This window comes from Bartonella sp. PS17NMGDW (assembly GCF_042193555.1).
GTDB classification, from domain to species: Bacteria; Pseudomonadota; Alphaproteobacteria; order Rhizobiales; family Rhizobiaceae; genus Bartonella; species Bartonella grahamii.
On record NZ_JBHILY010000011.1, the window covers coordinates 1 to 12,895 of the forward strand.

Here is a 12,895-nt window from a genome sequence, read left to right on the forward strand (position 1 = left end):
GTAAAATTTTACGGAAACTTCGGGTTGATCATTCAGAACGCCTCTTAGATATGGCTAAGAAATTAGACATATCTGTAGCATTTTTATCTTCTGTCGAGATTGGCAAAAAATCTGTTCCTGTAGGACAAAAGATAATTGAACTCTATGCTTTAGATCAAGAGAAGGCTTTACTCTTAAGAAAAGCAGCTTATGCTTGTCGCAAAAGTTTTACAATCAAGACTTCTGATCCGTTGAGGCGTGAAGCTGTTGGCATGTTTTCTAGATTTATAGATATTTTTACACAAGAGGATTTAGAAAAATTCAAACAAATACCAGAAGTAATTCGCGAATCAAACAGAGAGAAAAATGCTACCTTTGTAGAGAAATGTTAAAAAACCCTATTCCTCTAACTTTATTCAGACATTCCTCACCGTAAAAAAGATGTATAAATACAGCAAGTTATAGGATAAGAAAAAGAATCTGGTGGGCGTGACAGGGATTGAACCTGTGACCCCTACGATGTCAACGTAGTGCTCTCCCGCTGAGCTACACGCCCATTCATTGATGTTGCATACACCATATAGAATGACAAACGTCAATGCCTAATTTCGTTTTCTCTTTCAACAGATGCAAATAACTTAAAAAATACTTTTTAAGCAGCGATAAGGATCTTTTCAACCTCATTGACGAGTTCACGTAAGTGAAATGGCTTAGAGAGAACCTTTGCATCAGGAGGGGCATCACTATTTGAATTGAGTGCTACCGCTGCAAAACCTGTAATGAACATTACTCGTAAATCGGGGTCAATCTCAGTAGCACGTCGTGCGAGTTCGATTCCGTCCATCTCTGGCATCACAATATCAGTCAGGAGAAGGGAAAATGGCTCTTCTTGTAAACGTTCATACGCGCTAATACCATTATCGAAATCGGCGACTTCGTAGCCTGCACGTTCTAAGGCTTTTACGAGAAAGCGACGCATATCGTTATCATCTTCTGCGAGCAGGATTCGTTTCATGATTATGTTCCAATGGCTCCATTTGTCAGAGTTTTGCCGCATCAATTATACAATATAGAGTATTTATAAAAAAGACGGTAAAATGCTCATAATTGAAATGAATGGCAAAATGGTTAATTCTTACATTCTTATTCAGAATACAGCATATTCGTTGTGAGTTGGTTAAATTCAAAATATATGTGATTTTGAAAAAAGAAGGGGTTCTCTAGAACTTTTAAGGTGATTCATTCTATATCGAGAAATTAGAAGAATATTATGTTAATTTATTGTTTTTAAAAAGTTCTCCTAAAAATAGAAATTTTATAGTTATTTGTTTTTATAGAGATTTGTAATAAATATTATAAATGCGCTTTATTTTCAGTTTTTTTTCCTTAAATAGATAAAAACTATTATTTTTCTAAATATAATATTAAATTAACACTTAATAATATATCAAAAATAGTATTTTGATGATTTATTTATAAATATGTATCATGCTATATTAAGATAGATTTATTATCTTCATTTTTATTAATTATACAAAATATTTTTATTTATATAATAGTTTTTATTAGAATGCCTGGTGAAATATTTAGGTCATGGCTTGCCTGTAGAGGCTAGAAAACGAATCATATGAGTGGTTGGAAAGTAAAATCCGTTGTATTAAGAAGTGTTTGTAGATCCAACACTCGTAGAAATTTTTTATGGGGCGGAGTGGAAATTAAGATTTAGTGTTATTTTACAGATACATTATCGGGAATAAATGCATCAAATGCAGCCCAAAATTGCTTTTTATAATTTTCATTAACCATGATTGTGTCCAGTTCAGCGCCTGTAATAGTAATACTTTCTGTCAGGTGTGTGTGTTGGCATAATTGCCGCACTTCAATGTTATTTGCAATATTGTTTTGATTGGCAAGAATAAAGAGTGTTGGAATTCGTAAATCTCCGTGGAGTACATTTCTTTTCATAGAATCGATCGCATTAAATACCGATGCCATCCATTGGGATGTTGGGGGCTTAATGGAATGGAACGGCACTTTATGCATGTGTCCCAATTGTATATTGTTTTGTTTTGTTTTGTTTAATTTTTTCCCATCTTTCGCTGGTATAAAGCCAAGACCTATATCAGAAAGAAATTGTGTTAATTTATGTTGAAAACCATTCGTTTTATTACCGAATGGAGCAAAAAGGGGAGAAACACAGAGCAATTTATTAAACCGATGATTAATGAGATCTAATCCGCTAAGTGCCATCAATCCACCTATACCATAGGCGAGCATAGAGTAAGGAGGCGGACAATTAGGATAAACAATATTTTTAAGAAATTCATATAAGTCATTAATATCAATATTTATATCAAAACAATGATGTCGGCTTTGTTTTCTTATCTTGAAGGATTTTTTTTCTTGATCAAACCAGTCAAATATTGCTGTATGAAAACCGCGGTTAGAAATTTCATTTATTAATAAAAAATATTTTTCTAAAGTACTTGCGTAGCTTTTGAGAATAACAATTGTTCCCTTAGATTTTTCCACCTCAGGATATGTTATCGCAAAACGAATTTCGTGATCTATTGCTATTTTAAGAGTACCATGATGGATATTAGGAGGAGTGGAAGCCCAGTCTATGGGATAAATAGGTGTTTCCAATTGAAATCCTTTACAGTGTATTTGCCGCTTAGTGCAACGTGAGATAATGAGAGGACTTTGACATTTATGTAATGAAGAAAAAGGATTTTAAAAGGGGTATATTGCTTTTTAGATAGTTTTTATCAATTTAGGTTCCAAAGAGTTGAAATAAAGAAAAACAATTACCAGATAATATAGTGTGGTTGCCATGATGGGGCCGCAGGTTCACAAGTAAGTTTGCCATTTGGGAACTTTGTGAATTGATTGTTAAATTATAGTCGCTCTAGAGGAGGGCAATATTATGCGTCAGGTAGATTTTTCACCATTTTATCGTTCCACAGTAGGTTTTGATCATCTTTTTAACTGGTTTGATTCTAGAACACAACCAAATGAAGTTTCTTCTTATCCCCCTTATAATATCGAGCGTTTAACTGAAGATTCTTATAGAATTTCTATGGCTGTTGCTGGTTTCTCTCAAGATGAAATTGATATTGAAACGCATTGTAACCAGCTGATCGTTAAGGGAGACAGAAAGTCTGAAAATGATGATGAAGAGCGAGAATTCCTTTATCGAGGCATTGCTTCGCGTGCTTTTGAACGGCGTTTTCATTTGGCTGATCATGTTAAGGTTATTGGAGCAGAACTTGGAGATGGGCTTCTTCATATTCAGCTTAAAAGGGAAATGCCAGCTGAATTAAAACCCAAAAAAATAACCGTACAGATGTCACCATCCATTACAAAAAATGATAACAGTGATATTGTCGTGTAGGAAAATTTAGAAAATATGAGACCGAATAATTATAAATTTTTCTGAAGAATAAAAAACGCGAGGCAAAAGGTCTCGCGTTTTGTGTGTGTTCTCCTCAGAACGAAGCTTATTTTAATAAAACCGCTTATTTCGAGTTTATGATAAAATGTTATTGAACATTATTCTACGTTGAAGAAAAAATCCATGTATGTGCTAATTGAAATGCATGATAATCCACTTTTTAAGTAAGCTTATTTTTTTATTTTATAGCATTTAAAAAATGGTCGGAGCGGCGGGATTTGAACCCACGACCCCTTGACCCCCAGTCAAGTGCGCTACCAAGCTGCGCTACGCTCCGAGTTTGTGTAAAACGATTAAATGACTGTTTCTTTAAAGGCAAGAGAAAAAATAAACAGAATAAAATCTAAAATGCTCTTGCACTTAGAGCTTTTGAAAGTAAAAATTTTAGACATCACTATTTTGTTATCAATTCAAGATACATAACGAATCTGTAAAATTCTTTGTAATCATTAAATTTTTAGCTCTATAGTTAATAGATCTATGCATTTAATTACTTTTGCAGATTGTGAAGGGTAAGATTGGTGGCTTTAGGGGTATGAATTGGAGAAGGGGGGAGCAAATGAGTACGGGAGGTATATTTTTTCCTTATCTAATCGTTACTTTTCTAAAAAGATAAAGATTTTCAAAAGGAGAGGAGGGAATGTATGGTATTGAAACGTTTTCCTTTGTTTAGAGTTTTTATAGACGAGGTATTTTGCGTTTTATGTGGACAAAAAATTGTAAGTTCTGGATTGTATAATCATAAATCTCATTTTACGGGTACGCGTTTTTATCCAAATAAACAAGGTCAGAATACTTTAATTTATGTTTTGTTGTTTTTTTCTAAAATACTATAGAGGAAAAACTTTCAAAGTGTCTATTGAACTAAGAAAAGAGTAAATGATGAGCCGTTTTTCGGTAATAAATTTGACAGAAGCAGCAGTGGATCGTGTTAAAGCGATTATGGATGCAAAAGATGCACAGGGTATTCTTGTTGGTATCAAAAAAGGTGGTTGTGCAGGGATGGAGTATACAATTACTCTTGTCAAAGAAAAGGGGATAGATGCGGATGTTGTTGAAGTGAATGGTGCCCGTGTTTTCGTAGCACATGATGCGGTGTTATTTTTATTAGGGACGCAGATGGATTATGAAGTGACAACGCTTCGTTCTGGTTTTGTCTTTAAAAATCCTAATCAAGTTTCAGCATGTGGGTGTGGCGAATCGGTGGAACTTCGTCCTGCTACGCAGGATCAATATAAAACAAATTGAGCTGAGCTGAATTATAATTCAGTAATTTTAGAGGAACTTGTTCTTTGAGGTAGAAGAAATCTAGTATTTTTTATTGTTCATTTTTAGCTTGCTTCCAAAGCGCTTCCATTTCATTCAGGGATGCGTCAGTGAGTGTTTTAGATTGAGTGGATAGCTTTTCTTCAATATAGGCAAAACGGTTTCGAAATTTTATATTCGTTTTTTTTAATGCTTTTTGTGAATCTATCCCTAAGTGGCGTGCGAGATTAAGGAGAATAAAGTAGAGATCTCCAAACTCTTCTTCTATCTCTGAATTTTGTTTATTTTTGATGGCTTCTTTAAGCTCTTCGAGTTCTTCTTCTATTTTTTCAAAAACTTTATCACTTTTTTTCCAATCAAAACCTACTTTAGCTGCTGCTTCTTGTAAAGAAAGTGCCTCTTGGTTTGCTGGCTGGATTTGTTTTACTTGTGCGAGTATGCTTGTGGAGGAATTGTTGTTTTTTTCTTCGCACAAACTTTTTTGTTCAACCTGTTCTCTTTTTTTTATATATTCCCACTCCTCTTTTATAAATCCTCGTTTTTTTTGCTCGGCATTTCCAAAAACGTGAGAATGGCGTCGAATCATTTTTGCCGTGATTGCATAAACAACATCTTCAAAAGTAAAGCTGCCTTCTTCTTGTGCAATGGTAGCATGATAGATAACTTGTAAAAGGAGATCTCCAAGTTCTTCACAGAGATCCTTTCGGTTTTTTCGTTCAATGGCATCGATGACTTCGTAAACTTCTTCGAGCATATAGGGTATGAGGGATTCAAAAGTTTGTTTTTTATGCCAGATACAACCGCTATCAGAATTTCGTAATGCAGTGATAATTGCAACGAGATCTTTGATGTCTTTTGAGGCTAACATTTGCACTTCCTTTGTAAGCAATAGAGCCTTATGTTAGATGTCCCAACGTCTATGTAACCACATCCATTGTCCAGGATATTCACGGACCCAAGATTCAACAATATCATTTAATTTTTGCGTAGAAGCAGCTATATCGATATCATTTTTTTCATCACGTGGAAGTTCTATATGTTCATATAATTCTAAACGATGACGTCCATTGGGCAAACGAATACAACGTGCTGGATAAATATCACAGTCATATTGTCGAGCAAGTTTTATAATTAAGGGATTTGTTTTAAGAGGTCTGTTAAAAAATGTTCCCATGATACCGCGGCGAAATTTTTGATCAACGAGCATACCAACATTTTCACCTTCTTCTAATTTGGCTGCTAGTGCCCATGCTGCACCGGCCTTGGAGGGAATAAGATGCCCCATAGAAGTTTGTCGTGCTTTAAGGACTCGTTTGGCAACATAGGGATTATTGGGTGGTCTAAATAATACCGTAACATTAAGATCAAAACTTTGTGCACAAATAGGCAGAAGTTCAAAATTTCCAGTATGTGCGGTGAAAAAAATATGTGGTTTTTTTTCATTTTTTAATCGCTCAAATATTTCAACGCCTTTAACTTCAATGAAACCTGGCTCGTCCGCATGAGGATCAAAATCAAAAATTTTATCAAGAAAAATATATTCGGCTAGGAAACGTCCTATATTTTCCCACATTTCTATTGCAATCGCATGGAGTTCTTGCTCTGTTTTTTCTGGATATGCACCTCTAAGATTTGTAAGTGTGATTTGATGACGATGTAAAAGGGGACCAATTTTTTTTACCAACCAAGAAAAAAAAGAGACTCCCATTTTGGCAGGAAAGCATTTTAGAATAAATAAAGAACCAAAGAGCAGATACGCCCATAACAAGTAGGATATTTTTTTAGCTATAATTTTAATAAGATATATGAGATTTTTAAGAGAAAGCTTCATCATGATTTAATCGACTTTAAGGATAATTTTACCAAAAACATCACGACTCTCCATTCGTTTTAAAGCTGTATCAATTTCATCCAGCCCAACAATTGTATCAATGACAGGGTGTACGGCTTTTTGTGCCATTTTTTGCATGGCATTTTTCATATTTTCCATACGGCAGCCAAATGAACCGAATATCTTAAGCTGTTGCTGGAATAATTGCATGAGATTTATTGGTGCTGAAACACCAGAGGTAGAACCGCAAGTCACTAAGCGTGCTCCTTTTTTCATACATAACAAAGAACCGTTCCATGTATCTACACCAACATGCTCAAAAACAACGTCAACACCTTTTTTTTGGGTTAATTTACGCACTATACCTTCAAAACGATCTTTACGATAATTAATCACATGATCTGCTCCAAGAGAGTGTGCTTTTGCAATTTTTTTATCTGAACCTACAGTTGTGATAACTGTACAGCCCATGTGTTTTGCAAGTTGAATGGCTGCAGAGCCAATACCTGAACCACCAGCCTGTATCAGGATTGTTTCTCCTGCTTGTAGTTTTGCGTTATCGAAAAGCATATGTTCTACGGTACCAAAAGTAATTGGAGCAACCGCTGCCTGCAATTCATCACATTGAGGAGGTGATGGAACTAATAAACGTGCTGGCAAATTGACAAGCTCACACGCAAATCCATCAAGGTGAAAACCGTAGACTCCCTTTACATGGCTGCAAAGATTATCCCGTCCTTCATGACAAGCTTGGCATACTCCGCAGGTTTGTGCACCATAAATTGAGACAATCTGTCCAAGTTGGAGATGTTCAACGCCATCTCCTATTTGTATAACCTCACCAGAGGCTTCTGCACCAATGATGAGTGGCATTTTTCTTTTCGCAAAAGCCATGCCACGCCATCCCCATACATCAATATGATTAAGAGCAACGGCTTTTATCCGCACAGTTACTTCACCTAGACTAGGTGAAGATGGCGGGGAAATATTAGTGATTTCAAGCCGACGATCATCGAAGAGCTGCAGTGCACGCATTACCATCCCCTTTAAATATGTTATTAGGTTAGCGTTATAAAATTTTATTATTAAAGGATTATCCTTTATATGCAGTGATGACAAGACTCATATTTTGACCACCAAATCCAAATGAGTTGGACAAAACCGCATTGACACAGGCTTTACGGCTATGATGAGGAACAACATCTAAAGGGATAGCAGGGTCAGGATTATCATAATTTATTGTAGGTGGAAGTATCCCCGATTGAATGGTTAAAAGCGAAAAAACCGCTTCTATTGCACCAGCAGCAGTTAATGTATGCCCAATCATTGATTTATTAGAAGAGACTGGAATATGCTCTAAAAGATCACCGAATACTGTTGATAATGCAAGATATTCCATTTTCTCATTTTCAGGTGTTGAAGTTCCATGTGCATTAATATAATCAATTTCATTGATGGTTATTTTTGCATCGTCTAAAGCTTTGCGAACGGATTCAATTGCTGGTGATGCATCGGGTTTTGAACGTGTACGGTGGAAATCATCGGCTGTTTCTCCACAGCCAGCTAAAATTCCTAAAACTGTAGCATTACGGTTTAATGCGCTTTGAAGAGATTCAAGAACAAAAGCACCTGAGCCTTCTGCCATAACAAATCCATCTCGATCACGGCTAAAGGGTTTTGCTGCTTTTTCAGCAGGATCATTTTGGGTTGAAAGAGCGGATAGTAACGAAAAACGGATGAGAGATTCTGCTGAAACTGATCCATCTGTCGCAATTATGAGAGCTCGATTTGTCTCTCCCCGTCTAATAGACTCAACACCTAATTGAATTGCTGTTGCACCAGATGCACAAGCAGTGGAAAGTGTAACAGGAAGTCCTTTTGTGCCAAATGTTTTTTGAAGTTTTTCTGCAATTGCACCAAATTGTGTGGTTTCAAAAAGCGTTTCATGGAGTTTATCCTTACAGACTTTAAGAAGATGTGCATAAGAAGGTTCATTATTGAATTCTTGCTCTTGATCAAGACTAAAACGTGCGGTCCATTCAAGTTCAACAGGAGGAGCTGCTAGAAAGAGTGGTCCATTAAAATTTTTTATATCAATAGCAGCTTGTTCCAAAGCTTCTTCAGCAGCAAGATGTGCAAGCTTCTCAGAAAGAGCTGAAGCACCAAGTGTACTTTCTTTGAGAAAATCAATTGTTCCAGCAATATATGTATTTAATCCCTCAACGGGAAAACGTGTTATTTTGTGGATACCGCTTATACCGCTTGTTAATTTTTGCCAATTTTCATGTTTCCCTTGTCCCAGTGATGTGACAATGCCTGCCCCAGTTATTGCGACAAGTGGACGCCCAAAATGATCATGATATTTCACGATAGAAATCCCCTTCAAACAGCTGTAAGACGCACAATACCTTCAGCTCTTTTTATGCCAATAGTTGTAACAAATATTTCACGTACTTCTTTAGAAAAAGGTTTTTCATGAGGACTTAACGCTGGAAAACAGTGGTTTTTTTCAATTGAAAGTGCTGCAAGAGCTAGAGCTAGAGGAAATTGTGCTTCCCGCATATAACCAAATAATGTTGTAATGCCACGGTAAGATAGATCAGCATCATCAAGAGCATTTTGTTCTGCTTTTGTTGCTTCGTGAGCTCCTGAGGCTGCTGAAATGGCTAGGGCAGATTTAGCACTCGCAGTTTTTAACATTGTTGCAATTGATTCTCTAAGTGGAATTTTGGTTCTATCTGTTTGGTCTGTAATAATTTGGCTAATTTCAGCATAAGCACGTGCGTTGCGCTTTTCTGCATGTTCTCCACTTTCAAGAACTAGGAAGATACCACCAGAACCGGCTATAATACCGCCGCCGGGGTGGATTTCACGATTCCACACTGGGCTCCATCCATTATGGGTTAAAAGACCACCAAGCTCATGCGCCAACAACATATCATAACTTTGTGCATTATAGGAACCTCCTACAAGAGCATGGGTACTTTGACCTGATTTAATACGAGCTACAGCAATTTGAAGCGCAGAAAGCCCACTACCTTCTTCTCCCATAAATGTACGAGATGATCCAGTGACTTTATGAACAATTGAAATGTTTCCTGCCAAAAGGTTTGAAAGTTGTGCTAAAAATAATGTTGGACGAAGTTCGGTTGAAAGAGCAACATTTAACATAGAAGCATGATCGGCAACTGTGCGCGCTTTAGAAAGAATATGTGTATCAACAGTAATATCACGCTCTCCTCCACTTGCTGCTACGATCATATCCATTGTTGAAGTGAGTTGTTCATTATTTTTCATGCCAGCATCATCAAGAGCAAGACCAGCCGCATAGGTACCAAGACGCTGCCATGTTCCCATTTGCCGTTGATCACTTTTTTTAGGAATTTGTAAACTCCAATCAATTTCGGGCAATTTATGAACCGTGTAGGGTAAAAAAGTTGTATAATCTAGGTTTGGTGTACGGATTGGATCATTTAAGAGATTCCAATGTTGATCAGTTCCTTCCCCCAGAGAGCTTATGATTCCTATGCCAGTGATGAATACAGATTGATCATGCATGGTGAAAAAACTATTCCGCCTGTTTTAAGGCAACGAGATCATCAATTTTTGCACAAAGGTTTTTAAGAACAAAGTATTCTTCTGTTGCAACAGTACCTTCGTTGACTTCTTGTGTCCATTGTTCTAGAGGGACTTTTATTCCGAAAGCTTTATCAATAGCGAAAACAATATCAAGAAAATCAAGACTGTCGATTCCTAGATCGTCAATTGTATGACTTTCAGGTGTAATAGTATTGCGATCAATTTCACTGATTTCTGCAATGATATCAGCAACTTTATCAAACGTGGAAGGCAATGTACGGATTCCTTATTATAGAGTTAGTAAATTCAAAATACATTTAATATTGTTCTTCTAGCCTTTTTTTTATTTTAAAAAAAGACTTAATCCAGAATATAGCTGTCTTTATCTATAGAGATAAGAGGTTTACAGTACATGAAACACTATATCTCAATTTTTAAAAAACTTTGAAATTTTATTGCGCATTTATTTTACGAGACTATTTTTTCTATTGGCCGCAAGGACAGCAAGGGCTGTTATATTAACAACTCCCCGTGAAGTTACTGAAGGCGTTAAGATATGGGCGGGACGTGCTGCCCCGATTAGAATAGGACCAACATGGAGTGCATTTGTGAGGCTTTTAACAGTGTTGAGCGTGATATTGGCTGCATCAAGTGTTGGAAAGACAAGCAAATTAGCTTCACTTTTAAGACGAGAATCAGGAAAAACACGATCACGAAAAACTTTGGAAAGAGCAGTATCACCATGCATTTCACCATCTGCTTCTAATTCAGGGTGTAATTTGGCAAGAATTTCTGTTGCACGTCGCATTTTACGCGCACTTTCTGTGTTTTTAGAACCAAAGTTTGAGTGTGATAATAAGGCTGCTTTTGGTGTTATTCCAAATGCTTCAACTTCTTGAGCTGCCAATACAGTCATTTCAGCGATTTCTTCTGCAGAAGGATTTTCATTGACGTAAGTATCTGTGAGGAAAAGAGTACGTTGTTGAGAGATAAGCAAACTCATAGCAGAAAAACGGTGAACATTAGGATCAAGACCAATAATTTGTTCAATTAATTCAAGTTGACGTTCAAAACGTCCTTCTAAGCCGCAAATCATTGCATCTGCTTCTTCACGCATGACAGCAAGGGCAGCAATAGCCGTTGTTGATGTTCTCACTACTGTTTTTGCCATTTCAGGCGTAACACCACGTCTTCCTGTATAATGAAAAAATAAATTAACATAATCACGAAAACGTGGATCATCTTCAGGGTTTGTTAATTCAAAATCTATACCAGGACGAATTCTTAAACCAAAGCGTTTTAATCTTGCTTCTACGACATGTGGACGGCCGATAAGGAGAGGCGTTGCTGTTTGTTCTTCAATGACAACTTGTGCTGCACGAAGGACGCGTTCATCTTCACCATTCGCATAGATGACGCGTTTACGTTTTGCTGTTTTTGCTGCAGCAAAAACAGGTTTCATTGTTAAACCAGAAAGAAAGACAAATCGATTGAGGATATCATAGTAGGCTTCCATATCTTCAATGGGACGAATGGCGACACCAGTTGCCATTGCTGCTTTAGCAACAGCGGGAGCAATACGCAGTATTAAACGCGGATCAAAAGGAGAGGGGATCAGATAGTCTGGTCCAAAATTGGGTGGTTCTTTTGAGTATGCACGTGCTACAACATCTGAAGTTTCTTCACGTGCAAGGGCAGCAATCGCATGAACAGCGGCCATTTTCATTTCTTCATTAATTGCACTAGCACCTACGTCTAATGCACCACGGAAGATATAGGGAAAACAAAGGACATTATTAACTTGATTGGGATAATCAGAGCGTCCTGTACAGATCATTGCGTCTGGTCGTATAGAGCGTGCTTCTTCAGGCATAATTTCTGGTACTGGATTAGCCAGTGCTAAAATGAGTGGATTTTGAGCCATTCTTTTAAGATATTCAGGCTTTAAAACACCACCCGCAGATAGGCCTAGAAAAATATCTGCATCATCAATAATATCAGATAAAGTTCGTGCGTCTGTTTTTTGTGCGTAATTGATTTTCCAACGATCCATAAGGGTCTTGCGATCTTCATAAACAACTCCCTCTAAGTCACTAAGCCAAATATTTTCAACTTTCGCCCCAAGACGAACCAAAAGATTAAGACAAGCTAGGGCAGCAGCACCTGCACCTGAGGTAACTATTTTTGCATTTTCAATTTTTTTTCCTGAAAGATTTAAGGCATTTAATACAGCCGCAGAAACAATAATGGCAGTTCCATGTTGGTCATCATGAAAAACTGGAATATTCATTTTAGCACGAAGCTTTTCTTCGATGTCAAAACATTCAGGAGCCTTAATGTCTTCAAGATTAATACCACCAAATGTAGGTTCTAAGGTCGATATTGTTTGCACCATTTGTTCTATATCGGATGCATCAATTTCAATATCAAAAACATCAATATTCGCAAATTTTTTAAATAAAACTGCTTTGCCTTCCATAACTGGCTTTGACGCCAGTGGACCAATGTTTCCTAAACCAAGAACAGCAGTTCCATTGGATATAACAGCGACTAAATTAGCACGGGAGGTATATTGAGCAGCAAGATTGGGATCTTCATGAATCGCAAGACATGGTGCTGCAACGCCTGGAGAGTAAGCAAGAGCTAAATCACGTTGATTATCAAGAGGTTTTGTTGCTTGTATTTCCAATTTTCCAGGTTTTGGGTATTGGTGATAAAAAAGTGCGGCACTGTCAAGTTCAGCTTTTGGTGAACTGAAATCACTATTTCGTTCTCTAGGCATTTTT

General features: G+C 37.0%; 12 protein-coding genes and 2 tRNA genes. 3 read left to right on the forward strand and 11 right to left on the reverse strand.

Annotation, left to right across the window (positions count from 1 at the left end; all coding sequences use genetic code 11):
* Positions 1-371: XRE family transcriptional regulator (locus tag ACFIJK_RS07155; protein WP_375627348.1), on the forward strand; the 371-nt coding region annotated here is incomplete at its 5' end.
* Positions 372-460: 89 nt separating this feature from the next.
* On the opposite strand, the gene ACFIJK_RS07160 is transcribed toward ACFIJK_RS07155, so the two are convergent.
* The 3 genes from ACFIJK_RS07160 to ACFIJK_RS07170 form a co-directional block, all read right to left on the reverse strand.
* Positions 461-535: transfer RNA gene (locus ACFIJK_RS07160), tRNA-Val, on the reverse strand.
* 96 nt (positions 536-631) lie between these two features.
* Positions 632-994 carry a cell cycle two-component system response regulator CpdR gene (cpdR, locus tag ACFIJK_RS07165; protein ID WP_005773448.1) on the reverse strand — a complete coding sequence of 121 codons (363 nt, stop codon included), beginning with the start codon at positions 992-994 and terminating at the stop codon, positions 632-634.
* Positions 995-1,707: 713 nt separating this feature from the next.
* Complete coding sequence (locus tag ACFIJK_RS07170; RefSeq protein ID WP_375627349.1) at positions 1,708-2,625, reverse strand: alpha/beta hydrolase; 918 nt, start codon at positions 2,623-2,625, stop codon at positions 1,708-1,710.
* Positions 2,626-2,905: 280 nt separating this feature from the next.
* Here ACFIJK_RS07170 and ACFIJK_RS07175 point away from each other — a divergent pair, with 280 nt between their 5' ends.
* Positions 2,906-3,373, forward strand: a complete 468-nt coding sequence (locus ACFIJK_RS07175; RefSeq protein ID WP_375626440.1) for an Hsp20 family protein — start codon at positions 2,906-2,908, stop codon at positions 3,371-3,373.
* Positions 3,374-3,633: 260 nt separating this feature from the next.
* Here ACFIJK_RS07175 and ACFIJK_RS07180 read toward each other — a convergent pair.
* Positions 3,634-3,710 (reverse strand) — tRNA-Pro (locus tag ACFIJK_RS07180).
* A 605-nt stretch (positions 3,711-4,315) separates the two neighbouring features.
* Between ACFIJK_RS07180 and ACFIJK_RS07185 the strand changes: the two genes are divergently transcribed.
* Positions 4,316-4,681 carry an iron-sulfur cluster assembly accessory protein gene (locus ACFIJK_RS07185; RefSeq protein ID WP_015856470.1) on the forward strand — a complete coding sequence of 122 codons (366 nt, stop codon included), beginning with the start codon at positions 4,316-4,318 and terminating at the stop codon, positions 4,679-4,681.
* Positions 4,682-4,751: 70 nt separating this feature from the next.
* On the opposite strand, the gene mazG is transcribed toward ACFIJK_RS07185, so the two are convergent.
* From mazG to ACFIJK_RS07220, 7 genes are all read right to left on the reverse strand, one after another.
* Positions 4,752-5,567, reverse strand: a complete 816-nt coding sequence (mazG, locus tag ACFIJK_RS07190; protein ID WP_375626442.1) for a nucleoside triphosphate pyrophosphohydrolase — start codon at positions 5,565-5,567, stop codon at positions 4,752-4,754.
* 33 nt (positions 5,568-5,600) lie between these two features.
* Positions 5,601-6,530 (reverse strand): lipid A biosynthesis lauroyl acyltransferase, encoded by a 930-nt coding sequence (locus ACFIJK_RS07195; protein WP_375627364.1) that lies wholly within the window; start codon positions 6,528-6,530, stop codon positions 5,601-5,603.
* A 6-nt stretch (positions 6,531-6,536) separates the two neighbouring features.
* Positions 6,537-7,565 (reverse strand): zinc-binding dehydrogenase, encoded by a 1,029-nt coding sequence (locus ACFIJK_RS07200; RefSeq protein ID WP_375627350.1) that lies wholly within the window; start codon positions 7,563-7,565, stop codon positions 6,537-6,539.
* A 58-nt stretch (positions 7,566-7,623) separates the two neighbouring features.
* On the reverse strand, positions 7,624-8,898 hold the full coding sequence (locus ACFIJK_RS07205) for a beta-ketoacyl-ACP synthase (RefSeq protein ID WP_375626446.1): 1,275 nt from the start codon (positions 8,896-8,898) through the stop codon (positions 7,624-7,626).
* Between the two features lie 14 nt (positions 8,899-8,912).
* A complete protein-coding gene (locus ACFIJK_RS07210) occupies positions 8,913-10,088 on the reverse strand; it encodes a beta-ketoacyl-ACP synthase (RefSeq protein WP_375627351.1) in 1,176 nt (391 codons plus the stop codon).
* Positions 10,089-10,098: 10 nt separating this feature from the next.
* The gene (locus tag ACFIJK_RS07215) at positions 10,099-10,383 is read right to left on the reverse strand and encodes an acyl carrier protein (protein ID WP_005773457.1); all 285 of its coding nucleotides are present in this window, start codon (positions 10,381-10,383) and stop codon (positions 10,099-10,101) included.
* 189 nt (positions 10,384-10,572) lie between these two features.
* A complete protein-coding gene (locus ACFIJK_RS07220; protein ID WP_375627352.1) occupies positions 10,573-12,891 on the reverse strand; it encodes an NADP-dependent malic enzyme in 2,319 nt (772 codons plus the stop codon).
* Positions 12,892-12,895 lie beyond the last annotated feature (4 nt).

Coding starts and splice junctions, on each gene's coding strand:
- cpdR (WP_005773448.1), bottom strand. CDS start 994: ATGAAACGAATCCTGCTCGCAGAAGATGATAACGATATGCGTCGCTTT.
- ACFIJK_RS07175 (WP_375626440.1), top strand. CDS start 2,906: ATGCGTCAGGTAGATTTTTCACCATTTTATCGTTCCACAGTAGGTTTT.
- ACFIJK_RS07185 (WP_015856470.1), top strand. CDS start 4,316: ATGAGCCGTTTTTCGGTAATAAATTTGACAGAAGCAGCAGTGGATCGT.
- mazG (WP_375626442.1), bottom strand. CDS start 5,567: ATGTTAGCCTCAAAAGACATCAAAGATCTCGTTGCAATTATCACTGCA.
- ACFIJK_RS07195 (WP_375627364.1), bottom strand. CDS start 6,530: ATGAAGCTTTCTCTTAAAAATCTCATATATCTTATTAAAATTATAGCT.
- ACFIJK_RS07200 (WP_375627350.1), bottom strand. CDS start 7,565: ATGCGTGCACTGCAGCTCTTCGATGATCGTCGGCTTGAAATCACTAAT.
- ACFIJK_RS07210 (WP_375627351.1), bottom strand. CDS start 10,088: ATGCATGATCAATCTGTATTCATCACTGGCATAGGAATCATAAGCTCT.
- ACFIJK_RS07220 (WP_375627352.1), bottom strand. CDS start 12,891: ATGCCTAGAGAACGAAATAGTGATTTCAGTTCACCAAAAGCTGAACTT.